Source organism: Polyangium sp. y55x31, assembly GCF_029946505.1.
Lineage (GTDB): Bacteria > Myxococcota_A > Polyangia > Polyangiales > Polyangiaceae > Polyangium.
In genome coordinates, this window is sequence record NZ_JARZHG010000003.1 from 12,052 (window position 1) to 32,714 (window position 20,663).

Consider the following 20,663-nt stretch of genomic DNA (forward strand, 5'->3'; position numbering starts at 1 on the left):
GATGAACACGTTCGCGCGAAGCTCGGCCATCATGGCCTTGTTCCTGACGTGCTGTATTTCCTCGCCCGACCCGGCCGAGAAGGCCAAAGGCGAGTCCCAGGCTCCGTCCCAGAACGAGGAGGAGAGCCTGCGCAAGCTCGTCGCCGAGCAGACCGAGGCCTGGAACCGCCACGACGCAGCGGCGTGGAGCAAGGCGTTCGCTCCGGACGCCGAGTTCATCAACATCGTGGGAACGGTCTTCAGCGGCCGTGACGAGATCCAGAAGCGGCACGCGCTCGTCTTCGCCAGCGTCTTCAAGGACAGCCGGACGGAGGTGACGGTGAGGAAGGTGCGCTTCATCGATACCAACGTGGCCGTGGTGGACACCGACCACGTGGTCACGGGGTACACGGGGCTGCCCCCGGGAGTGCAGGCCACCGAGCAGGGCGTGCTGCGCACCCGCATGCGTTACGTCATGAAACAATCGGGGGGCAACTGGTCGATTGCCGCCGGCCAGAACACGGACGTGAAGCCCGCGCCGGCGACGCCGTCACAACCGGCCTCCGCGCCCACGGGCGGCTGAGGCATCATCCAGCTCGCGCGTCCCATCCGAGCACGATTTTGAGGGCTTCTCCGGACGAACAACGGGTCGCCCTCGCCGCCGTTTCATGGCATGATGAGAGAATGCGAAACGCTTATCATACCTTCCTCCTTGGTATCCTCGCTGCGCTCCCTGCCTGTGCCAACACCGAAGGCACCGCCTGCATGGAGATCGATCCCAGCCAGCTCTCCTGCCCCGCGGCCTCCGAAGTGGATCCCGAAGATCTCACCATCAAGGATTGCGGGGTCGAGGTGGCCGAGGTGACCGGGCCGGGCGAGCGGGTGGATCAGGTGCCGTTCAACGGCGTGCCGTCCGAGCCCATGCCCGGTTGTTGTTATCCGGTCCTGGAAACCGAGCCGAGCTGCAACTATGGTCGCCCCTTGAAGGTCGAGGCGCAGGCTTTGCGATCGAGCCTCGTGGAAGACCCGACCTGGGCGGCGAGCCTGCGCCTTCGCCCGCTGCCGACGGAGGCCCGGCATGCGCTGGCCGAACGGTGGTGCCGCTCGGCGCTGGACGAGCACGCATCCATCGCGGCTTTCAGTCGTGTGGCTCTGGATCTGCTCCGGCTCGGGGCGCCGCCCGAGTTGATCGAGCAAGCCCACGCCGCCGCCCTGGATGAGGTTCGCCACGCCAAACAGGGATTCGCCATTGCCTCGGCGTTGATGGGTGCGCCGGTGGGCCCGGGGGCTTTCCCGCTCGGCATGGAAGTGTCTCTCTCGGCGGGGCTCGCGGAGGTCGCGGCGGAGGCCGCGGAGGACGGCTGCATCGGCGAAGCGTTGGCCTCCCTGCTGGCCCGCGAGGCCGCGGCGATTTGCGAAGAACCCGAGATTCGCGCGGTGCTCCTGGGAATCGCGGAGGACGAGGAGCGGCATTCGCTGCTCGGATGGCGCACCGTGATCTGGGCATTACGTGTCGGAGGTCCCGACGTGAGGGCTGCCGTTGCGAACGTGTTCGATCGGGCTTCTCGAATGGGCGTGGCGGTCCCGCTCACGGGGGATTGTGATGACCCCGCGGTGCTGGCCCAGGTGGGGCTGCTCGATCGCGAAGCTTCTCGACGGACTGCACGACGGGCCTTGGCGGAGGTCATTCTCCCAGCGGCCCGCGCAATCCTCGGCCGTCCGGTGGACGTCCAGGATCAGCTCGCGGGCGCGTAGCAGCGTCCCAGGGTGAGAAGAGCACTTCAAGTGTTTTCCGCGGGGGCGGCCTCCCCGTTCTCGGTGGCTGCCCCGAGCTCGGCCACGATCTCGCGGAGCACGGCGCCGTTGTAGTTCTCGCGCGCGTGCAGGTAAATGCAGTTTTTCACGATCGTGGTCCGGTACCGCGACTTCTCGACGTCTGCATCCATTCCGAGATGCACGACATCTATGCCGCGTGTTTTCGCCTGCCGGATGACCTGAAAAATCATCTGCCGATACACACCGTGCTCGAGGACGTAATCGTAGTCGAGTCCCGCGACGAGCGCGCCGTAGTGCCCGCCGCAAAGATGGCCCGCGAACCAGGCGACCGGGCGCCCGTGGGCGGGCCCGCCTGCGGCGGGATCGAGCGTCAACGTCACGATCTCCCATGCGGTCGATTCCAGCATGGCACCGATGACGTTCGGCGGAAGCTCGAAAATATTGATCCGAAATTTTCGGCGGGCGAGGTTTTTGTACATCTCGTGCAGGACCCGCGCGTCGTCGGCCGACATGGCGCGCCGCTCGGGGCTGCCGGCGCCGTACCTGTCGACGCGGAAGTGCGCCGCGCGGCGAGCTTGCTTGCGGAGGTCCTGGCGTTTGCACTTGGAGAGCCGCGTGGCGAGCTCGTCCTCGTCGCGGAAATCGAGCGAGAGGACGTGGCTGTCGAGCATGGGCACGGCGACGTAACCGCTATCGAGCATGTACGCGTCCATCTCGTCGTCCTCTGCCGGCATGTCGCGGAGCATCACGGCGTCGGCATTCTCGCGCTCGTAGATTCGTGCCGCCACATCGAGCAGGAGCCGCAGCCCTTCGCGCCACGGGCCTCGTCGATCGACGTACACGTGCCTCCCTTCGGAGAGGGTGGTTCCACTCATCACGACGAGCGAAGTCAGGAAGTACGGATCCGCCTCCCGCCGCGCTTCCACCGCTCGCGACACCGCGTCGCGCATGATGAAATCGTCCTTCTGGAGCGCCGTCGTGAAGACGGTGGCGCAAACTGGATTTCCTCCTTCGTCCCTGACGATGACGTAATCGAAGACCCAGTTGTGTTCGCGCCGGGGCTGGCCGGTGAACACCTTCTCGGCCATCGCCATTGCGTCGGCGCTGATCATTGCGCCCTGCCCGAGCAATCGGTCCCATTCGCGTTTGTCGAGCGCGTGGATCGTGCGTGCATGCTCGATTTTCAGCTCGCGGCGCGCGGTCGTTTGCTCGGTCCACGATCGCCCGTTCGCCTCCGTCGTTGCAGGCTTCGGGAGTGCATGGGGGCGCGTGGGTCCGATCGGGCGCGCCACGCCCGGCTCTTCGACGTGAATCCGGCTCGCGACGGCCTTCGCGAAGAGGGTGTCGAGATCGGCGACGGACATGCGCTCCTCATCGAGCACGTCGGTCACGTGCCGCGCGAGCGATGTGATCAACCGGTCGATGTCGTCGAATTCGTGGTTCGCGTTGACCGAGATCCGAATTCCGGCACGCTTCATCGGTACGGTGGGGAACATCGACACGTTCACGTACAGGCCGTCGTCCGTCATTCGTTGCGCGACCTCGCTCGCGACGCGAGGCAGCCCGAGGCGCACGAACCGGATCGGGACGTCGTTTTCGACCAGGAGCGGCAGCCGTTCTTCCCTCATGCGGCGGTTCGTGTAGAGGACGCGCTCGCGAAGGCGTTCTTGCAGCGCCGGGAGCTCGGGCGTCAGGTGGAGGCGCGCCGACGCGAGGGCCGCGCCGAGCATGGGAGGCTGCATCGGACCCGAGAAGAGGAGCGTGCCGCCGCACATGCGCACGCGCTCGCGCTCCGCGGGGTCGCTGAATACCAGGAGGCCGCCGCCGCAGCCGAATGCCTTCGCGAGCGAGGTCGCGACCACCACACGATCGGAGAGGGGCATGTTGAACAGAAAGCACCCGCGGCCATGCTTGCCCTTCCAGCTCATCCCGTGCGCGTCGTCGACGTAGAGGCGCACGTTGGGCGCGATTGCGAGCAGGTGACGAAGGAGCGGGAACGAAGGCAGGTCGCCGTACATGCTGAGCACGCCGTCCGTGCAAAACCAGACCGTCTCGAACTTCCTGGCGAGCCGGGCCGTCACGTCGATCGCCTTCTCGAGCTCCTCGTGACGTACCATCTCCACGTGCGCGCCGCGCACGCGCGCGAGATTCGCCGCCTGATGGACGCTCTGGTGCACCTGATGATCGAGCACGATCGCGTCTTTTTCGCTCATGAGCGCGTCGAAAGCAGCCGTGTGCGCGAGCGTCGTCGTCGGGGCCACGAGCACGTTGGCCTCGAAGATCCGATCGAATGCGGCCTCGAGCTCGGCGTACGGAGGAGCCGACAGGTAGCCGCGTGAGCAAGAGAACTGCGTGCCGTACCGCATCGTCGCGTCGCACGCGCCCGCGATGAGATCGGGGTGGAACTCGAGCCCGAGATACGAGCATGATCCGAAGGAGAGCAGCTCCTTGCCGTTCACCGTGACCTTGCGGCCACGGAGCGCCGCATCGGTCGCTTGCTGGAAGAAAAGGCGCCGCTCGCGGGCGTCGCGGTGCAGAGTCTCGATCGTGTGCGTGATCTCGGACGTTTCCATGGGTACACCTTCCTGGGGGGGCGTGATAGCTCTTTGGGACGTCTCCGCGAGCCTGTGGCGGAGGCGCGGGAGCGCAAAACGATGACGAAACAAGAAGCATTGGCAATTGCAACTGCTTTCCAGGACCGCCAGGGATACAAAACAACGATCGATGCCGGAACCGATGTTCGACTGTACGATTCTTTTGAAGGTGTAACAGGCCCAGCTTGGGTGATCGAGGCTCCGCTTCCGCCCTCCACGTTCGAAGGAACCAATACGATCACCTATGTCGTATCGGTCGCTGAAAAAGCCGTGAAATTCATCATCAACTCATCCGGATTCATCAAGCATCCGGACAGGCCGGATGCGGATTTTTCGGATGACGAGCTCGACGAGCTCAGGGACATGGGGTTCGATGTGCTCGACTGAGCCCCAGGCTGATTTTCGTCGACCATGGGCGATGGCACACCACGGTCCTCTGCCGCGTCGTGTATCGTAGGCTCGCTACGGAGGAGGATAAGAGTGACGAATCTTCATGTTGCACGAAAGGTCGGAGCGTCGTTCGTCGCGGCGAGGTATACGGCGTTGTTCATGTTCGCTGCAGTGGTCGCATGCGGCGACACCGACGACACGACCAGCACGATGGGAAGCGCGGCCGGCGGGATGGGCGGGATGGGCGGGGCCGGCGGGATGGGCGGCGTGGGCGGTGCCGGCGGGATGGGCGGCGTGGGCGGGGTCGGCGGTGTCGGCGGAATGGGCGGTACCGGCGGTGCCGGCGGAATGGGCGGCGTGGGCGGTGCCGGCGGAATGGGCGGCATGGGCGGGGCCGGCGGCGCGATGGTCGATTTCTGCACCGACCCTCCGCCCGCGGAGAGCGTCACGTCGGACGCGATGTGCCAGTTCACCGCTCCGCCAGGCGAGCTCAATCCCGTCGTGAAATGGCGCAAGGACACGTTCGACGTCGCCCCCGCGTACAACCAGGTCATCGTGACGCCGGTCGTCGGCAATCTGAACGACGACAACGGAGACGGGATGGTCGACGCGAAGGACGTCCCCGATATCGTCTTCACCACGTACAGCGGCTCCACGGGGTGGTTCGGCGATGGGTACCTTCGCGCGATCTCGGGCAAGGACGGCGCGGAGCTCTGGAGCGTGCCCGGCCCGCGAGGCGCCGCGGGCGTGGCCATCGGGGACGCGGATCGAAACGGCTCGCCCGAGGTGTACACGATCGACAATGGGGGCAGTTTGCTCGCGTTCGATAACCTCGGGACGCCCCTCTGGAGCTGCCCCGCCGGCGTCGGAGCGTATGGGTATCCTGCCATCGCAGACGCCGACGGTACGGGGAACGCCGAGATCCTCGCGGGGAGCACCGTCTGCGCCAGCGACGGGCAGGTGAGGGTGAAGACGGCCCTCTTCCACGACTGGTATTTCGGGGCCCTCGATTTCCATAGCCCCACATCGTTTTTCGTCGATCTGGATCAGGACGGCACGATGGAAATCGTGAGCGGCGTGGGGGTGAGCCGGCTCGATGGGTCGACGCTGTGGACCGGGCCGGGCGGACATGCCGCCGTGGCCAACTTCGACATCGCAGGCGCGGATCCGATGATGCCCGAGATCGTCGTGGTTCATGCCGGCACAGTGTCCATCCTGCATCCGGGCGACGGAACCACGATATGGAGCCGCTCCGGGGTGCTCGGCGCCTACGGCGGCCCGCCGACCGTCGCCGATTTCGACGGTGATGGGAAGCCCGAGATCGGCGTCGCGGCGAGCGCGGTGTACGCGGTGCTGGATCCGGAGGACGCGGACGGGGTCCTGTGGACGGCGCCCATCCAGGACAACACCTCGTTCGTCACGGGATCGTCCGTCTTCGATTTCAATGGCGACGCCAAGGCGGAGGTGGTCTACGCGGACGAGCAGACCTTGTGGATCTTCGATGGATCGACGGGCAATGTCGTCGCGCAGATGTCCGAGCACGTGAGCGCGACGTATCACGAGTATCCCGTCATGGCGGACGTCGACGCCGACGGCCACGCGGACATCGTCCTCGCGTCGAACAACGGGTATTTCGCGGGGCCGTGGACGGGCATCACCGTGCTGTCGGGCGCCGACAACGATTGGGCCACGGGCCGGCCCGTGTGGAACCAGCACGCCTACCACATCACGAACGTGGACGACGACCTTCGTAGCCCTGCAAAGGAAATGCCTCACTGGCTCGGACGCAACTCGTTCCGCGAGGGCGGCTTCAGCGCGCTCGGCGCGCTCGTCGCGCCGGATCTCGTCCCCGTCGTATTCGCGAGCTGCAACGAGAGTTGCCCCGCGTCGGGCCGGCTCGTCTTCCGCGTGGAAAACCGAGGCGCCGGCACCGCGCCGGTGGGGCTCTCCTGGGCCATTCAAGGCGTGGCGCAAGATGGGACGAAGACGTTGCTCGCGTCCGGTAAGCTCGACGAGCCGCTCGCGCCGGGTTGGTCCTCGAAGCCCCTGGAATCGACGGTCGAGGCCAGCACGGCCGCGGGATTCGTGAGCCTCGTGCTCTCGGTCGACGAAGATGGCGCCGGCAACGCAATCGCAAGCGAATGCGTGGAGAACAACAACGAGATCACGCTCCCGGCGATCTGCCCGTGAACCGGTATCAAATCCGCCGGCGCGCGCGGCCCATGGCGTAGGCGATGCCGCTCTGGAGCGTTCCCTTGGTCACGATCGCGGCGAGGTCGAGGTCGAGGTCCACGATCGCGCGCGCGAAGTCCGGGCGCATGCCCGTCAGGACGACCTCGGCGCCGATCAGGCGGAGCGCGCTCGCCGATTGGAGCAATGCGCCGGCCGCGCGCGCGTCCACGCGCTTCATTCCCGTGACGTCGATGATGACCGTGCGCGCCCCGTGTCGCTGGGTTCCGTGGAGGACCGCGTCCATCATCGCCTCGGCGCGTTGCGTGTCCACCGTCCCGATGAGGGGGAGCACGAGGATCTCCTCGGTGATCGGGATGAGCGGCATCGAGAGCTCCTCGAGCCGCGCGCTTTGCATCTGGATCATCTCCTCCTGAAGCGCGGCGCGCGCGGTCTCCGCCTGCGCGCGCTCCTCGAGCTCTCGCTCCAGGCGTTCTTTGGCCGCGGAGAGCTCCTCGGTGCGGCGGGCGATTCCCTGCTCGAGGTGCTGGTTGAGCTCCCGGAGCTCGGCGCTCACCGATTGCAGTCGCTCATAAAGCATCGCATTCTCGATGGAGATGACCGCCTGCGCGCAGAGCATCTGCAAGAACTCCAGCCGCTCCTCGGCGAACGCGCCCGCGGTGCGGTTGTGCTCGAGGTACAGGACGCCGCGACAGCGGCCCTGGTGGATCAATGCGACGGCGAGCACGCTCTGAGGAGCGGCGCTCCTCACGTGGGCGTCCGCCGCGAAACGCGGGTCACGCGCGGCGCTCTCCAGCACGAGCGGCTCTTGCGTACGAGCGACGTAGCGGACGATGGATTGGGCCAGATCCGCGCGCGCTTCGAGGGGCGTGTCGAGCCGAGACTCCACGAGATCCGGGCTGACCTGGAACCGGGCCTCGACGACCCACGTTCCGCTCCGATCGAGGATCAAAAAGCCACGCTCCGCCCCGGCATTGGCGAGGATGATGCGCATCAGCCGCTCGATGAGGTGATCCAGGACGATCTCGCCGGAGAGCGCCTGCGCCGCGCGAACGGCCGTCGTCAGGTCGAGCAGCTTGCCGACCGTGGATCGGCTCGAGAGGGTCGCGCCCATCTCGATGGCAGGGGTGGGCGGGACGTCCGGCGCAGACAAAAGGGCCCTGTGTTTTCTCTCGAGCTGCGCGACCTTGACCGAGGCACCCCAGCGGAGGTAGCCGTAATGGGCCTCGATCAAATACGTGCGGGCATTTTTCGATTGTCCCCGCCCGAGGAAGAAGAGGCCATAAAGCTCGTTCGCGATCGCCTCGTCCTGCGCGAAGCCGTGCTTGCCGGCCAGCGCAATGGCCTGCTCGTAGGCATCGATGGCTTCGCTGGGGCGCCCTTCGAGCCTCGCGATCTCGGCCGCGACGAGGGCATGCCGGTGGGCGGTGTTCTCCGGGCAGGCGTCCGCGAGCGAGGAGAGTTTGTCCCGGTAACGGGTGAGCCGATCGAGCAGGCGCGGCTTCTCCTCGGGCAACGCGCCCGGGTGAACCGCGGCGAGCACGAGGCTCGCATAAAATGGCAGATCGGTCGGCCAGTGATGTCCCACGACCGCCCCCGCGCCCTCCTCGGCGCTCTCGATGAGCGGGAGCGCCGCTTCGGGACGGTCGTGCAGGAAAAGCGTGAGCGTCTTGTAGGTGAAATAAAGGACCCGGACAAACCCCATCATGACCGGATCGAGGCCCGCGACCCACGCCGACTCGTCGAATGTCCCGTCGCTGAAGGACGTGGGGCTCTCGGTGTCTCCACGCATGCAGGCGATCGCCTGCTGGACCGCGAGGAGCTGCGCGGTCGACATGGGGTTCTGGATCCGCTTCAGGATGGCGCTGCTGCGACGCGCCTCCGCGGTCACGACGTCGAGCGGCTCGCCCAGCCGAAAGAGCGTCACCGGGACGAAGACGCACGCGAACGAGCCATACACGAGCTCTCCCGACTGGAGGCTCAATTGCCGGGCCCGCGCGAAGTGCGGGACCACCCGCCGCAGCGGATGCGCATAACCGGCGAACGTCGCGAACGATTGGGTCACCTTGCAGAGGAGCGCCGGGTCGCCGTGCGCCTCGGCGAGCCTGAGCCCGACCTCGCCGAAGACGCGGCTCTCGGCATAACGTCCCAGCGCTCCGGCCAAATAGAAGCCGTACGACACGTAGGATTGAGCGGTCGCGCCGCAATGGCCACGCGTCATCCCGCGCAAGGTCTGCGTGGCAAGGACGAGCTTCCAGAACCGGATGTCGATGCAGTACGCAGGGACCAGCAGATCGGGCAGGATCCGGGCCGCCGCGAGCTCCTCGGGATCCGTGAGCTCAGGCGACGCGAGGAGCGCGCGGGCGCCTCCATCCGCGAGGAGCCGATCGATTCGCTCCACCTCGCGCGTCGCGGTCTCCTCGGCCTCCTCCGGCGTCAGGGGGAGGTCGACGCCGAGCAGCGCGAGGCCCGCGCGCCCCGCGTCCATCGCCTCGGAGAATCGCCCGAGCGAGGTGTACATGATGGCACGCACGCCGTATGCGTCTGCGCGCTGCCACGCGCGGCCGGCCCGCCCGAGGATGATGTCGATGAGCGCGTCGGCCTGCGCGGAGCGCCCCGCCATGGCCTCGCATTCCGCCTGATTTCGGACGAGCGCGAACGTCAGGTCGTCTTCGTCAATCCACCCCTCGTCGTGGACCAGGGCGATGCCCGCCGCAAAAAAGGACGCCGCCTCGCTGTATGCTCCTTGGCCCTTCGCGGCCCGGCCGGCCTGTAGATTGAGCCGCGCGACGGCACGCTTCTCCGCGCCTCCGTGGAGGCGAGCTGCCCCCGCATTGAGCTGGCGGGCCGCGTCGAAGAGCTCCTCGGGCCGCGCGCCCTCGCCGAGCGCACGATGGAGCCGCCGTCCGATTCGCAGGTGGACCCCGGCCCGGACCTCGGCCGGGGCCAGCGCGTACGCCGCCTGCTCGACGCGATCGTGCAGGAATCGATATCGCGCATTGAGCGCGGTATCGCCGTCGACGGCGGTCCCGCCCGTGGTATCGACGCCGGAAGCGACGCTCGGCACCTCGCCGTCCCCCGACGTCGGCAGGAGCAGGTAATCCTGATCCAGGGGCACGATGAACCCCTCCCGGAGCGCGGGCCAAAGCGAGGCGGCCACGCGGTCCGGGGATTCGTCGGCGATCGCATGCAGCGTCGCCAGGTCGAACTCGCGGCCGATGCATGCCGCGATGGATAGAATCCGTTGGGCCCGAAGATCGAGCTGCCCGAGGCGCGTGGCCATGAGATCGGCCACGTTGTCCGCGATTCGCGCCGCCGCGATCTCCGCGTCGTCCCACGTCCATTTCCCCTCGGCTCGATCCGCGCGAAAGAGGCCGTCGCGATGGAGCGCGAGGAGGAGCTGCGAGAGGAAAAACGGATTGCCCCCCGTCTTTGCCCCGAGCTGGCCGGCGAGCGTCCGGAGGCGCGCCGGATCGCTCCGCGGGAATGTGTCCCCGAGGAGCCGCACGATGCTCTCCTCGTCGAGCGGACGGATCACGAGCTCCGTCGGGATCACGCCCTGCTTCCGCATTTCGCTCAGCGTCATTCGAAGCGGGTGCGTGTCGTCCACCTCGTTGTCGCGATAGGCGCCCATGAGCACGACGGCGCTCCCGGCCGGATCCGTCGTGAGCAGGCGCATGAGCCAGAGCGATGCGGCGTCGGCCCATTGCAGATCGTCGATGAAGAAGACGAGCAGGCGCTGCGGGCCGGAGAGGGCGCGGACGAAGCTCTGCATCAGCATCCCGAGCCTGTTCTGCGCCTCGACGGGGCCCGCGGGGGGGGCAGGGGGCTGAGGGCCGATGACGCGCTCGAGCTCGGGAACGAGGTCGATGAGGAGCGAGCCGCCCTCGCCCAGCGCCGCGAGGAGCGCGATTCGGCGCTCCGCGAACCGATCCGGCGGCTCGCTGAGCACGCCCTTCACGAGCTCGCGGAAAATCTGAAGGAACGCGCTGAACGGCATGTCGCGGCGCAATGCGTCGAACTTACCGGAAACGAGCTGGCCGCCTCGAAGCGCGAGGGCGCGCTGCACCTCCTGGACGAGCACCGATTTGCCGACGCCCGCCGCGCCCGCGAGCAGGACGATCTCCGCCCCGCCGCGGCTCATTCTGTCGAACGTCGAAAGGAGGGACGCGACTTCGGCTTCGCGCCCGTAGAGCTTCTCCGGAATGGTCAGCGTATCGCGGATGTCCCTGCGCCCGAGCTCGAACGCCTCGACGGCGCCGCCGGCGTCGAGCGCCGCGACGCACCGCGAAAGGTCGGCCGCGAGCGCGGCGGCCTGCTGATAACGGTCCTCTGCGGCCTTGGCGAGGAGCTTCATGACGATCGCCGACACGACGTCAGGGATCCCGCTCCGCCGCTCGTGAGGGGGCGTGGGCACTCTCGCGGCGTGGCTGTGCACCAGATCGATGGGGTCCTGCTCGTCGAACGGCGGGGCGCCGGTCAGCATCTCGTAGATCGTGGCGCCGAGGGAATAGAGATCCGCGCGGGAGTCGACCGTGCGTCGGAGGAGGCCGGTCTGCTCGGGGGCGATATAGGCGAGCGTCCCTTCAATGAAGGCGTGACCTCCTGCCGGTGGGCTCTCGTGGGACAGGAGCGTGGCGATGCCGAAATCGATGAGCCGGACGTCGGAGGGGCGCTCCCCCACGAGGATATTGCTCGGGTTGACGTCTTTATGGATGACGCCGCGCGCGTGGACGCTGTCGAGGATCCGCGCGACCGCGAGCGCGATGTCGAGGCAGGCGCGGAGATCGAGCGGGCCGCGTCGCAGGCGGAGAGCGAGCGACTCGCCGCCGGTGTCTTCCAGGATGAGCGCGAGGCCGGCGCCGTACCGGACGAGCGCGTGGGCCTTGATGATGCCCGGGCCCTCCAGCATGCGCAGGATGGCATGCTCGTGGCGTAGCCTGGCCAGCTCGCGCGGGTGCGGGTGCTCCCCCCTCGTCACCTTGAGCACGACAGGCGTGCGGTCGCTGTCCCGGAGGCCACGGAAAAGGGCCACCGTAGGCCCCTCGTGAATCTTTTGGAATCCAGAATGGTTTGGGATGAAGAGCGTGGCATCCATGGTGTAGAGCGTTGCCCTTTTCGGCCCCGAAGGTTGTACGGGCCAAGGTTTCACAACGCGTAAAATTCGTCAACGCCGACTTGTTCCGAACTTTCGTGTTCGGGCGGCCCATGGAAGACAACGATTTCGGCGACGCAGAGAATGCCGCGGTGCGCCACTTCCGGTGAAACCGAATCTAGGTCAAACAATGTCCGGGCCACGGAATCAATGCCCTGCGTGCGCCACGGACGGTGCTATTCTATTGATATCTCGTGCGCGCCGACCCCGTTTTGGATGGCGCATGACCGCGCGGGTTGTCATGCGCGTCGGCGACGCGGGATTGATGTCAACATCGATGTCATGAGGTGATCCATGTCAGGAAACGGCCAGATCAAGCAAAGGCTCGAAATCCACGATCTCGTCGCCAGGTTCGCTGATCTCGTGAACCGCAAGGCGATGAATGAAATGCACCACCTCTTCACGCCGGACGCGGTGCTCGACATCACCGGGTTCCAGCACATCGTCGGTCGCGATAACATCATCACGTTCCTGACCGACATCCTGAGCCTCTGGAGCGGTATCGTTCAGGCGGTCCACTCCGGCACCGTCGAGCTCGTGTCGGACACGCACCCCCACCGGGCCACGGGGCGCTGGTACCTGAGCGAGTTCGGCGTGAAAGAGGGCGTCGACACCTATGTGGGCGGCGTCTACAGCGATGATTACGTGCGGACGGCGACCGGATTCCGGTTCACGCGGCGTCGGTTCGATCTCCTTTACATGCGCGCCGGGACGACCGTCACGGCCCAGCCGTTCCCCTCCGACCTGCCGTGACGAGCCTGCCCGGCGCCGACCTCGAGCCATTGCGCCGCGTATGTCGAGCGCGTTGAGCGCGGAACCACGAAGCCGAGCTTGACAGCGGGCATCCTTTCTGTGCTTCCTTTCCAGGTCATGCCTCCCACGCCCGATGTGCCTCGTGTTCCCGCCCCTTGGACACTCGGCGGAGACGCTTATGTGGTCATGCTCCGGCTCCCCCCGCGGCTGATCGAGGAGGGCAGCTTCGTGCCGGAGCCGCTCCGGGGGCGGGCCGAGGGTCGCACGGGCGTCTTGATGTTCGTCGATTATACGAGCTCGGACGTCGGGCCCTATCGCGAGCTGCTCTTCATCCCCAGCCGTTTCCGGGTCGGCGGGGGGCTTTTCTGGTCCATCACGAAGATCTACGTCAGCTCCTGGGACAGCGTGGTGAACGGCCGGCAGAACTGGGGAATCCCCAAGGACCGCGCCGATTTCGAGGTGACCCGTGAAGCGGGCGGCGATCGCGTGCGCCTCCATGACGGCGACCACGTCTTCGCCGACCTCGTGTTCGCGCCGCGTGGCCTGCGCCTGCCCGCCTCGAGTGTGCTCATGCCCGAGGCGCTCCGTACCCTCGTGCAAATCGACGACGACCGAGCCTTTTATTATGCGCCCGAGGCTTCCTGCAAGGTGGAGCTCGCCCGTCTCGTCGAGGCCCGCGTCGATTCGGCGCGATTTCCGGACGTATCGCAGGGCAAGGTCCTCTTCGCGGCGCGACTATCGGATTTCACGCTGCGTTTTCCGATCGCGCGGGTGGAGGCGGCGTAGGCGCCGCCACGCCTGCACGCGCCAGATATGCCTTCGCCGAGTCGGCCATCGTCACGAGCGCGGCTCCGAGCATGATGACGTCCTTGATCACGAGGCGCCCTCGTCCGCTCAGATAAGGAAAGCCGTGATGGGCGTCGCCGAGGTTCGGCACCCACGCCTCGGGCGTCGTGACGAGGAACGAGAGCGTCACGAAGGACATCCCCACGACGAGGAAGCTTCCGACGGCTCCGATCGCCGGCCGCCACCAGTGCGCGGCGACGAGCACGCCGAGCGCCACGATGACGATGCCCAGGCCGATCGCAAAGCCGTACGTGTGATTCGCCGCGTGCCAAGCGCGGTTTTCGGCAATGAGCTGGCCCTCCTGGTTCATGTGGCTCAGGTATTCGCGCGCCGGGTGACCGTAGAAGAAGCTCATGAACGGGCTGTTCGCGACGAACGGGACGATGCCGTCGGCCTCGTAGGCTGCGAACTTGAGCGCGCCGATCCACACCAGAACGATGACGAGCCCGGCACGGAGCGTGTTCATCGCGACGCGGTCCGCCTGCGCGGCCCAGCCAAAGAGCTTCGTGAGATCGATGCGCATGTCCCTTCTCCTGCGTGCGTGCCCGCTCCGCACGGTCGGCAGAGGGGCTTCACGGGCGAAGGTCGCGAGCGCGGGACGAATTACGCGCGCCGGTTCATTTTTCGGCGACGTCGTCGGGCTCGCTCAGGCACGCGCGGAGCTCGAGCTTCGCGCGGTGGAGCAGGACCGCGACATGGCCGGGGGTGATTCCGAGCAAAGCCGCGACATCCTCCCCCGGGCGGCCCTCGAGGAGGCGGAGCGTGACGACGCGCTGCTGGACTTCCGCGAGCTTCTCGATGCAACCGAACGCAGCGACGTGCGCCTCGGCCTCGAGGATGAGGTCCTCGACCGTCGGCGCGCTCTCGGCGAGCCCGGCCAGCTCTTCATCTCCGAGGTGGACGCGCGACAGGTGATGCTTGCGACGGCGATTTCGCGCCTCATTCCTGACGATCACGGCAAGGAGCCTGCGGCTCTCCTCGAAGTCGTCACTCAGCTTGCGCGCGTGCGTGACGCGCAAGAACGTGATGAACGCAGCTTGCGCGGCGTCGAGCGCATCGGTCCCCGTGAGGCCCTCCCTCCGCGCAATGCCGACGAGCTCACCCCGATGCTCACGCACCAACCGCGTGATCCAGCTGATGAACCCATACTCACGCGGCGCAGTTCGCTCGGTCACGACGCACTCGTGTAGCACGCCGCAGGCGAGGGGCACGGCGGAAGGCCGCGGCGTCGTTCCTCCGCGGGTAGACCGTCTCACCGTTGCGCGTTCGTGATTCTCTCAGCGGAGAAATAGGCTGTACGTGAGCACGCCGAGGACGAAGCCGGTGAATACCGTGTACTTCGGGTTGCGGTCGACGAAGGCGAAATACACCATCGACGCGAGCACGCGCGCGTAGGGGGTCAGGAGCATGATCGTGATCCCGAGGTCGATCATCAGGGAGGGCCGAAGCTCGCCCGCGGCGAGCGCCCGCACGCTCTCCAAGATGAACTGGTAGAGGTTGACCCCCGCGACGGTACGCTCGAACTCCCCGTGTTCGGGCGCGATCGCCTGCCACACCAGGCCGGCGATCGTCATTGCGAGGCTCGCGAGGACGCCGAGCAGCAAGACCTTCCCGAGCAGGGCTTCCATGTCGAAGGGCGCCCTGGGATCATGAGGCGCCCCATCGGCAGAACGCGTGGGCGTCGACTTCACGGCGAGAGGACTCCGCGCACGAGCATCTCGATCCCCAGCACCCCGAGAACGACGAGGAACAGGCGCCGCACCGCCTCGTTGGACAAGCGCACGAGGACGCGCGTCCCGAGGAAGGCGCCGAGGACGATGCCGAGGATGACGGGCGCCGTGAGGCCTGGATCGATCAGCCCGGCCGCCAGGTACACGCTCGTGCCGGCGAGCGCGGTGACGCCGATGATGAGGTTGCTCGTCGTGGTCGAGACCTTGGGCGGCAGGCCCATCACGAGATCGTGGATCAGGACCTTGAGCGCCCCGGCGCCGATGCCGAGCAGGCCGGCGATCAGGCCGGCGACGAACATCAGCGGTCCTCCCAACCACGCCCGCGTGGCGCGATAATGGATCTCCTCTCCGATCGCTGGATCGTGGTAGCTGCCCGAGAGCTCGAGCCAGCGGGAGAGCGCGTCCTGATGGGCGACGGGTCGCCACACCTCACGGTGCCGCACGAACATGCTCACCCAGGAAGCCAGGAGGACGACCCCGAACGCGATGAGGAGATACCGCTGGCCGGAGACCAGGGTGATTGCCGCTCCCGCCAGCGCGCCCAGGATGGTGAACATCTCCAGGAACATGCCGACCTTCAGGTTCGTGATGCGGTCGCGCACGTAGGCCGAGGCCGAGCCGCTCGAGGTGGCGATCACCGACACGATGCTGAGCGCGATGGCGTGCTTGATGTCCAGGCCGAGGAACGTCAGCGTCGGGACCAGGACGACGCCGCCGCCCATGCCGCTCATGGCCCCGACGAAGCCCGCGACCACCGAGACGGCGAAGAGCGTCGCAGGCGACGTCATGGGCGCCTCTCGATCAGCACGGGCCAGGAGGGCGCCGGCCGAGCCGGGCCGTGCCCGCGCGCCTGAGGACTGCGCGCAACGCTCACGCCCGCATGGCCGCGCACAGCACGTGCCAGCGACGAGGATCTGCCGGCGGGCCGTCTCGAGCGGTCCCGTCCGCGCAGGCACTTCGGGCGCAGGACAAACCCGCCCCGCGCCAGGAAAACCTCAGCGCTGGCGACGTCGGAATGACGCCAGGCGTACCATCACGAGGCCCCACACGGGCGCGCTCCCCGCCGAACCGCATCCGCCGCCGCTGTCCTCCTCGCCTTCACCCTCTGGAACGGGCGAACCCTTGCCCACCGTCACGGTCATTTTGGTGGCCGCAGCCTTGTCCCCCTCGGGGACGAGGTCCGCATTGGAGGAATTGCCGGCCCCGAAGAGCGTGAGCGTCACGTCGGCCGCGGGCGCGACGAGCGAGAAGTCGAAGCGCAGCTCCTCGGCGTCGAAGGGCTGCGGGGCCGAATGCGTCAATTCGGCCCCGACCTTCTTCATGCCGCTGCTGCCGGTTTCGAGGCTGGCTTCCGCGCCGTCCACGGCGATGTCGAGCCCTCCCGTCTTTGCGGCGCCCCCCCGGATGACGAAGCTGTATTGGCCCGTGGCCCCCGGCTCCAGGGTCGTGGGGCCCTCGAACTCCACGGTCGCAAGCGCTCCACCCTTGTGACACGTGACGCACGTCGCCCCATTCTTGCCGGACTGGCCAGCGATGCCCGTGCTGGTGGCGAGAGCAGGAGACGACCACAACGCAGAAACGGCGACCAAACCTGCGACACGGAACAGACGATGCATGGAACCTCCCAGGAGGAGTGAGGCACGGTGCGATGGCCGCCGCGCTAGCGAAGCTGGAGGAAGGAGAACGAGAGTCCCTGCGTGGTCACCGTGGGCTTGCCATTGTCCTCCAGCATTCGCAGGGTGGTGGAGGCGGCGCCCGCGCCGAATTCGGTGTAGAGGGTGTGGTTCTGCGACTCGAAGAGAAAGACGCTGCCCGAGGTCGCCGGGAAGCTGTCCTTCCGCGTCGCGGTCAGCGTGTCGAGCGACAGCTCCCACCACTGCCAGCCCGTCCCGCTCGCGATGGTGCGGGGATGGGTGCCTTCGAGGACCGGGGCGATGGTCTCGTCGAGCACGCGCACGTACGCCGTCCCCGGAGGGCCTGGAACGAGCGTGCCCGCGGTGCCACCACCCACGAGCTCCTCGAGCGTCCGGTGGAAGCCGGGATCAAAGGCGTGTGTCTGGGGATCGAACCTGAGCAGGCACGGCGCAGGCGCGTCCTCGCCGACCACGCGGCGCACCGCCGCGCCATACGCCTCCGTCGCGATGTACACCTTGCCGTCGGCGCCGACGGCGGCGTCATGCGTGTATCCGCACCGGTCGTCCGTCGCGATGGTGGCCACATCGGTCGCCGTATCGATGGCCACCACGCCCGCCTTGGGGGTGATGCCGACGCCCGAGACGGGACGCCAACCCACGGGCATGAGGACCTGATCTTCGAGGCGAATGGCCGCGCCCGAGAAGGCCAGGACCGTATCCGGGATGACCAGCTCGTCGAGCGGGATGTGGCCCGTGACCGTCATCTCCTCGGGGTTCCAGATGACGACCTGAGCGGTGGCCCCATCGAAGAAGTAGGCCTTGGTCTCGGAGACGAACTGGAAGTTGGCCTGGTACTCGCCGAGGGACGTCACCCCCAGGCCGTCGAAGCTCACGGTGCCCGTCGGCTCGAGCTTCCCCGAGCCGCTCAGCGTGTAGCGGGTCACCGTCGCGCTCACGTCGCTCACGACATGGAGCGAGCCGGACTTGGGGATGCCCACGCCGAGTGCTCGGCCGGACACCTGGATGGCGTTGTCGAGGGAGAGCGACGCCGTCTGCTCCGCCTGGTTTGTCACGATGACGTAGCTGTCCACCGGATCGCCGGCGAGGAGCTGCGTGGTGATGGCGTAGAGCGGCCCGTTGTCGTCGCCGTTTTGCTCGTCCGAGCCGGAACAGCCGGTGAACAGGGCCAGGGCGATGCCGGCGGCAAGTTGCAAGGAAGTTAGGGGGACCACGTTCTTCATCGGGGGGACCTCTCTGCCTAAATGAAAGCAATTTTCATTATCATTTTCAATACTAGAAGGTTCGTACGTCATGTCAAGCAGCTCGCCATCGGGGGAGGGGAGGCGCGCTTTTCGCCGTGGTGTTCGGGTATGCTACGGGAAGAACGTAATGCTCCGCTCCCGCGCCCTGATCGTCAGCACAGGCTTGCTGCTAGGGGCCTGCCACGCGCCCGATCGGCGCGCCGACACGCACACCACCGATTCCGCGGCGACCGCTCGACCAGCCGCGCAGGCCGATTCAGCGCCTCCCACGCCCGGCGCGGCCGACGCGGGAGCGCCGCCCGCTGTCGAGCGCGCCTGCAAGCGCGACGACGACTGCGCCGTGGCGCGGGTGGACGCGGCGGGCGCGTACGCGTGCTGCCCGGCTTGCGGGACGACGCCTGGCACGCGCGGCTGGCACGCGGATCTGCAGCGGTACTGCGCGGCCCACCCGCCTCCGACGTGCCCGCCGCTCGCGTGCCCGGAGGGGCCCACGCGCGCCGTCTGCCGCGACGGCCTCTGCGAGGCGACGGCGACGGGCCCGGACGGACAGCCCATACGTGTACCGGTCGAGCAGCAATGCCTACCCGCAATGCTCTGCGACGCGTGGGCCGGCTGCGCCCTCGTGACCGGGAACGCGCAGGACGGGTGGTTCGTCGCGGAGGGCGAGCAGGTTCCGCGCGGCGAGCTGGCCACGGTGAAAAACGTGTGCACCGTCGGTGATCGCTGCGAGGCGGCGCGGGTCCTGCCGCCGGGCGTCGTCTGCCCGCCCTGGAGCGTGCCGCCGCGCATCGAAGCGCCGCCCTACACGTGCGCCCTGGAAGGCGGGAGATGCCGTTCCCGCCCGTCGCCCCCTCGCCCCGGCGCCCACGCCCCCCAGTGACCTTCGCCCGAGCGCGCGGCCGCTCAATCCATCAACGCGCTCACGTCGTCGAGCGGGTCGATGCGAACGCCGCGCGCTTCGAGCGCGGCCCGCAGCTCTCCCGCGGTCTGCTGGTAGAACGCCTCGGTCGCCGCGTCGAGCCGGCCGGCCGCTTCGTACAGGTGGCGCACGCGATGGCCGTCGTACATCCGGTCGATTCGCACGGCGCGCACCAGCGGCGCGAGGCGCGCGGCGAGCCGCTCGGGGTCCATCGGCAGCACCGGCTGTACCACGGCGACCGTGACGCACCCCGCGCGATGGCACGCTTCCAGCGCCGCGAACCGTTCTTCGATGGGGTCCCCGCCAGGCTCGAAATGCTGCCGGACCGTGTCGTCGTCGGTCGGGATCGAGAGGCCCACGAGCACCCGACGAAAGCGCCCGAGCAGCGGGGCGTCTTCCTGGATGCGCGCGGCGCGCGTGAGCACCCCGGGCGTGAAGCCCGTATCGACCAGCGCCTCGAGACAGCGTCTCGTGATGCGGTACTTCTTCTCCAGCGGCTGGTAGGGATCCGTCACGATCGGGCTCATGCGAACCAGCCCCGGCGGCAGCATCGCGACCTCGCGCGCGAGCACCTCGGGCAGGTTGATCTTGACGTCGACATAACGCCCCCACGGCAGCCGCGCGCGGCCTTCGAGCTCGCGCGACAGGTCGGCGCGATCGGCGACGTAGCAGAACTCGCAGCCGATCATGCAGCCGACGTACGGGTTGAGGTAGTAATGGCCCGGCCCCTGCTGCACCAGCGCGCGCTCGACGCGCACCTCGCGCACCTCGCTCCCGCGCTCCGGCGCCGGACGTGGAAGGACGGGCAACGCGCCTTCACGCCGGCGCACCAGCTCGACGAGCTGCCCGACCGCGCGATGTGCCAACGCGCTCAGCGGCTTGTCGGGCTCGAACTGGTGCCGTGCGCATACGTTGAAGCGCGACGTCCGCGCGTAGCAGTCGCGCGTGTCGTCGCGGTTCTCGAACTCCACCAGCACCCACTCGTCGCCGCGGGCGAGCACGACGCAGACGCCCTGCTCGACGTCCCATCCAGCCAGGCGAAAGCCGCCGGGCACGGGGCGGGCATGTAGCAGCGGCGCGAGCAACTCGCCGACGATCTGGTCGAGCCTGCGAAGGGGAGGGCCATCGCTCACCCGCGGAATGCTAGCGGCGCCGGCCGCGGTTCTGCAATCGCGCCCCGCGGAAAAGCAGAGGGCGAGCGGTTCAGAAGAGCGTGTAGATGAGCGGCGAGAGCACCGTGCCCGAGAGCGCGAGCACGAGCCCGAGGATCAGGAGGATCACGAGCACGGGGGAAAGCCAGAGCTTGCGGGTCTCGCGCAGGTAGGCGAGGGCGTCTCGCAGCGTGGACTGGCGTGTCGTCCGCGCGGCCTCCTCGAACGAGGGCGGCGCGTGGACGGGTTCGTCCTTGTTTTCCGGCGGAGAGGTCTCGGGCATG

Annotated in this window: 17 protein-coding genes; 7 read left to right on the plus strand and 10 right to left on the minus strand. The window is 67.7% G+C overall.

What is annotated here, in order from left to right; translation table 11 throughout:
• Position 1 precedes the first annotated feature (1 nt).
• Positions 2 to 562 (plus strand): SgcJ/EcaC family oxidoreductase, encoded by a 561-nt coding sequence (locus QHF84_RS06570; protein ID WP_281312322.1) that lies wholly within the window; start codon positions 2 to 4, stop codon positions 560 to 562.
• A 182-nt stretch (positions 563 to 744) separates the two neighbouring features.
• On the plus strand, positions 745 to 1,734 hold the full coding sequence (locus QHF84_RS06575; RefSeq protein WP_281312323.1) for a ferritin-like domain-containing protein: 990 nt from the start codon (positions 745 to 747) through the stop codon (positions 1,732 to 1,734).
• A gap of 26 nt (positions 1,735 to 1,760) precedes the next feature.
• Here the strand turns inward: QHF84_RS06575 and QHF84_RS06580 are convergent, their stop codons facing one another.
• The gene (locus tag QHF84_RS06580; RefSeq protein ID WP_281312324.1) at positions 1,761 to 4,328 is read right to left on the minus strand and encodes a bifunctional aminotransferase class I/II-fold pyridoxal phosphate-dependent enzyme/GNAT family N-acetyltransferase; all 2,568 of its coding nucleotides are present in this window, start codon (positions 4,326 to 4,328) and stop codon (positions 1,761 to 1,763) included.
• A gap of 81 nt (positions 4,329 to 4,409) precedes the next feature.
• On the opposite strand from QHF84_RS06580, the gene QHF84_RS06585 reads away from it, so the two are divergent.
• Positions 4,410 to 4,736, plus strand: coding sequence for a hypothetical protein (locus QHF84_RS06585; protein ID WP_281312325.1), 327 nt, complete (start codon positions 4,410 to 4,412; stop codon positions 4,734 to 4,736).
• A gap of 93 nt (positions 4,737 to 4,829) precedes the next feature.
• Positions 4,830 to 6,929 (plus strand): FG-GAP-like repeat-containing protein, encoded by a 2,100-nt coding sequence (locus QHF84_RS06590; protein WP_281312326.1) that lies wholly within the window; start codon positions 4,830 to 4,832, stop codon positions 6,927 to 6,929.
• A 7-nt stretch (positions 6,930 to 6,936) separates the two neighbouring features.
• Here the strand turns inward: QHF84_RS06590 and QHF84_RS06595 are convergent, their stop codons facing one another.
• On the minus strand, positions 6,937 to 12,027 hold the full coding sequence (locus tag QHF84_RS06595) for an AAA family ATPase (protein ID WP_281312327.1): 5,091 nt from the start codon (positions 12,025 to 12,027) through the stop codon (positions 6,937 to 6,939).
• A 351-nt stretch (positions 12,028 to 12,378) separates the two neighbouring features.
• Between QHF84_RS06595 and QHF84_RS06600 the strand changes: the two genes are divergently transcribed.
• Positions 12,379 to 12,837 (plus strand): nuclear transport factor 2 family protein, encoded by a 459-nt coding sequence (locus tag QHF84_RS06600; RefSeq protein WP_281312328.1) that lies wholly within the window; start codon positions 12,379 to 12,381, stop codon positions 12,835 to 12,837.
• Positions 12,838 to 12,954: 117 nt separating this feature from the next.
• The gene (locus QHF84_RS06605) at positions 12,955 to 13,623 is read left to right on the plus strand and encodes an acetoacetate decarboxylase family protein (RefSeq protein WP_281312329.1); all 669 of its coding nucleotides are present in this window, start codon (positions 12,955 to 12,957) and stop codon (positions 13,621 to 13,623) included.
• Here QHF84_RS06605 and QHF84_RS06610 read toward each other — a convergent pair.
• The 6 genes from QHF84_RS06610 to QHF84_RS06635 all read right to left on the minus strand — a co-directional run bounded on the left by QHF84_RS06610 (position 13,583) and on the right by QHF84_RS06635 (position 18,288).
• On the minus strand, positions 13,583 to 14,206 hold the full coding sequence (locus QHF84_RS06610) for a DUF417 family protein (protein WP_281312330.1): 624 nt from the start codon (positions 14,204 to 14,206) through the stop codon (positions 13,583 to 13,585). The two genes, QHF84_RS06605 and QHF84_RS06610, sit on opposite strands and share 41 nt — an antisense overlap.
• Before the next feature lie 94 nt (positions 14,207 to 14,300).
• Positions 14,301 to 14,858, minus strand: coding sequence for a sigma-70 family RNA polymerase sigma factor (locus tag QHF84_RS06615; RefSeq protein WP_281312331.1), 558 nt, complete (start codon positions 14,856 to 14,858; stop codon positions 14,301 to 14,303).
• 102 nt (positions 14,859 to 14,960) lie between these two features.
• A complete protein-coding gene (locus QHF84_RS06620) occupies positions 14,961 to 15,374 on the minus strand; it encodes a DUF1634 domain-containing protein (RefSeq protein WP_281312332.1) in 414 nt (137 codons plus the stop codon).
• Positions 15,371 to 16,201, minus strand: coding sequence for a sulfite exporter TauE/SafE family protein (locus QHF84_RS06625; protein WP_281312333.1), 831 nt, complete (start codon positions 16,199 to 16,201; stop codon positions 15,371 to 15,373). The genes QHF84_RS06620 and QHF84_RS06625 overlap by 4 nt, the downstream gene beginning before the upstream one ends.
• Positions 16,202 to 16,408: 207 nt before the next feature.
• On the minus strand, positions 16,409 to 17,029 hold the full coding sequence (locus tag QHF84_RS06630; RefSeq protein ID WP_281312334.1) for an MXAN_6652 family MXYO-CTERM-anchored protein: 621 nt from the start codon (positions 17,027 to 17,029) through the stop codon (positions 16,409 to 16,411).
• A gap of 44 nt (positions 17,030 to 17,073) precedes the next feature.
• Complete coding sequence (locus QHF84_RS06635; RefSeq protein ID WP_281312335.1) at positions 17,074 to 18,288, minus strand: hypothetical protein; 1,215 nt, start codon at positions 18,286 to 18,288, stop codon at positions 17,074 to 17,076.
• Between the two features lie 148 nt (positions 18,289 to 18,436).
• Between QHF84_RS06635 and QHF84_RS06640 the strand changes: the two genes are divergently transcribed.
• Positions 18,437 to 19,189 (plus strand): hypothetical protein, encoded by a 753-nt coding sequence (locus QHF84_RS06640; protein ID WP_281312336.1) that lies wholly within the window; start codon positions 18,437 to 18,439, stop codon positions 19,187 to 19,189.
• A 23-nt stretch (positions 19,190 to 19,212) separates the two neighbouring features.
• Here the strand turns inward: QHF84_RS06640 and QHF84_RS06645 are convergent, their stop codons facing one another.
• Positions 19,213 to 20,361, minus strand: a complete 1,149-nt coding sequence (locus QHF84_RS06645) for a radical SAM protein (RefSeq protein ID WP_281312337.1) — start codon at positions 20,359 to 20,361, stop codon at positions 19,213 to 19,215.
• A 70-nt stretch (positions 20,362 to 20,431) separates the two neighbouring features.
• A complete protein-coding gene (locus QHF84_RS06650) occupies positions 20,432 to 20,662 on the minus strand; it encodes a DUF5989 family protein (protein ID WP_281312338.1) in 231 nt (76 codons plus the stop codon).
• Position 20,663: the final 1 nt, after the last annotated feature.

What these genes read in the sequence shown, in the direction of transcription:
- QHF84_RS06570 (WP_281312322.1), top strand. Translation starts at nt 2, where the DNA reads ATGAACACGTTCGCGCGAAGCTCGGCCATCATGGCCTTGTTCCTGACG.
- QHF84_RS06575 (WP_281312323.1), top strand. Translation starts at nt 745, where the DNA reads ATGGAGATCGATCCCAGCCAGCTCTCCTGCCCCGCGGCCTCCGAAGTG.
- QHF84_RS06580 (WP_281312324.1), bottom strand. Translation starts at nt 4,328, where the DNA reads ATGGAAACGTCCGAGATCACGCACACGATCGAGACTCTGCACCGCGAC.
- QHF84_RS06585 (WP_281312325.1), top strand. Translation starts at nt 4,410, where the DNA reads ATGACGAAACAAGAAGCATTGGCAATTGCAACTGCTTTCCAGGACCGC.
- QHF84_RS06595 (WP_281312327.1), bottom strand. Translation starts at nt 12,027, where the DNA reads ATGGATGCCACGCTCTTCATCCCAAACCATTCTGGATTCCAAAAGATT.
- QHF84_RS06600 (WP_281312328.1), top strand. Translation starts at nt 12,379, where the DNA reads ATGTCAGGAAACGGCCAGATCAAGCAAAGGCTCGAAATCCACGATCTC.
- QHF84_RS06605 (WP_281312329.1), top strand. Translation starts at nt 12,955, where the DNA reads ATGCCTCCCACGCCCGATGTGCCTCGTGTTCCCGCCCCTTGGACACTC.
- QHF84_RS06610 (WP_281312330.1), bottom strand. Translation starts at nt 14,206, where the DNA reads ATGCGCATCGATCTCACGAAGCTCTTTGGCTGGGCCGCGCAGGCGGAC.
- QHF84_RS06625 (WP_281312333.1), bottom strand. Translation starts at nt 16,201, where the DNA reads ATGACGTCGCCTGCGACGCTCTTCGCCGTCTCGGTGGTCGCGGGCTTC.
- QHF84_RS06630 (WP_281312334.1), bottom strand. Translation starts at nt 17,029, where the DNA reads ATGCATCGTCTGTTCCGTGTCGCAGGTTTGGTCGCCGTTTCTGCGTTG.
- QHF84_RS06635 (WP_281312335.1), bottom strand. Translation starts at nt 18,288, where the DNA reads ATGAAGAACGTGGTCCCCCTAACTTCCTTGCAACTTGCCGCCGGCATC.
- QHF84_RS06640 (WP_281312336.1), top strand. Translation starts at nt 18,437, where the DNA reads ATGCTCCGCTCCCGCGCCCTGATCGTCAGCACAGGCTTGCTGCTAGGG.
- QHF84_RS06650 (WP_281312338.1), bottom strand. Translation starts at nt 20,662, where the DNA reads ATGCCCGAGACCTCTCCGCCGGAAAACAAGGACGAACCCGTCCACGCG.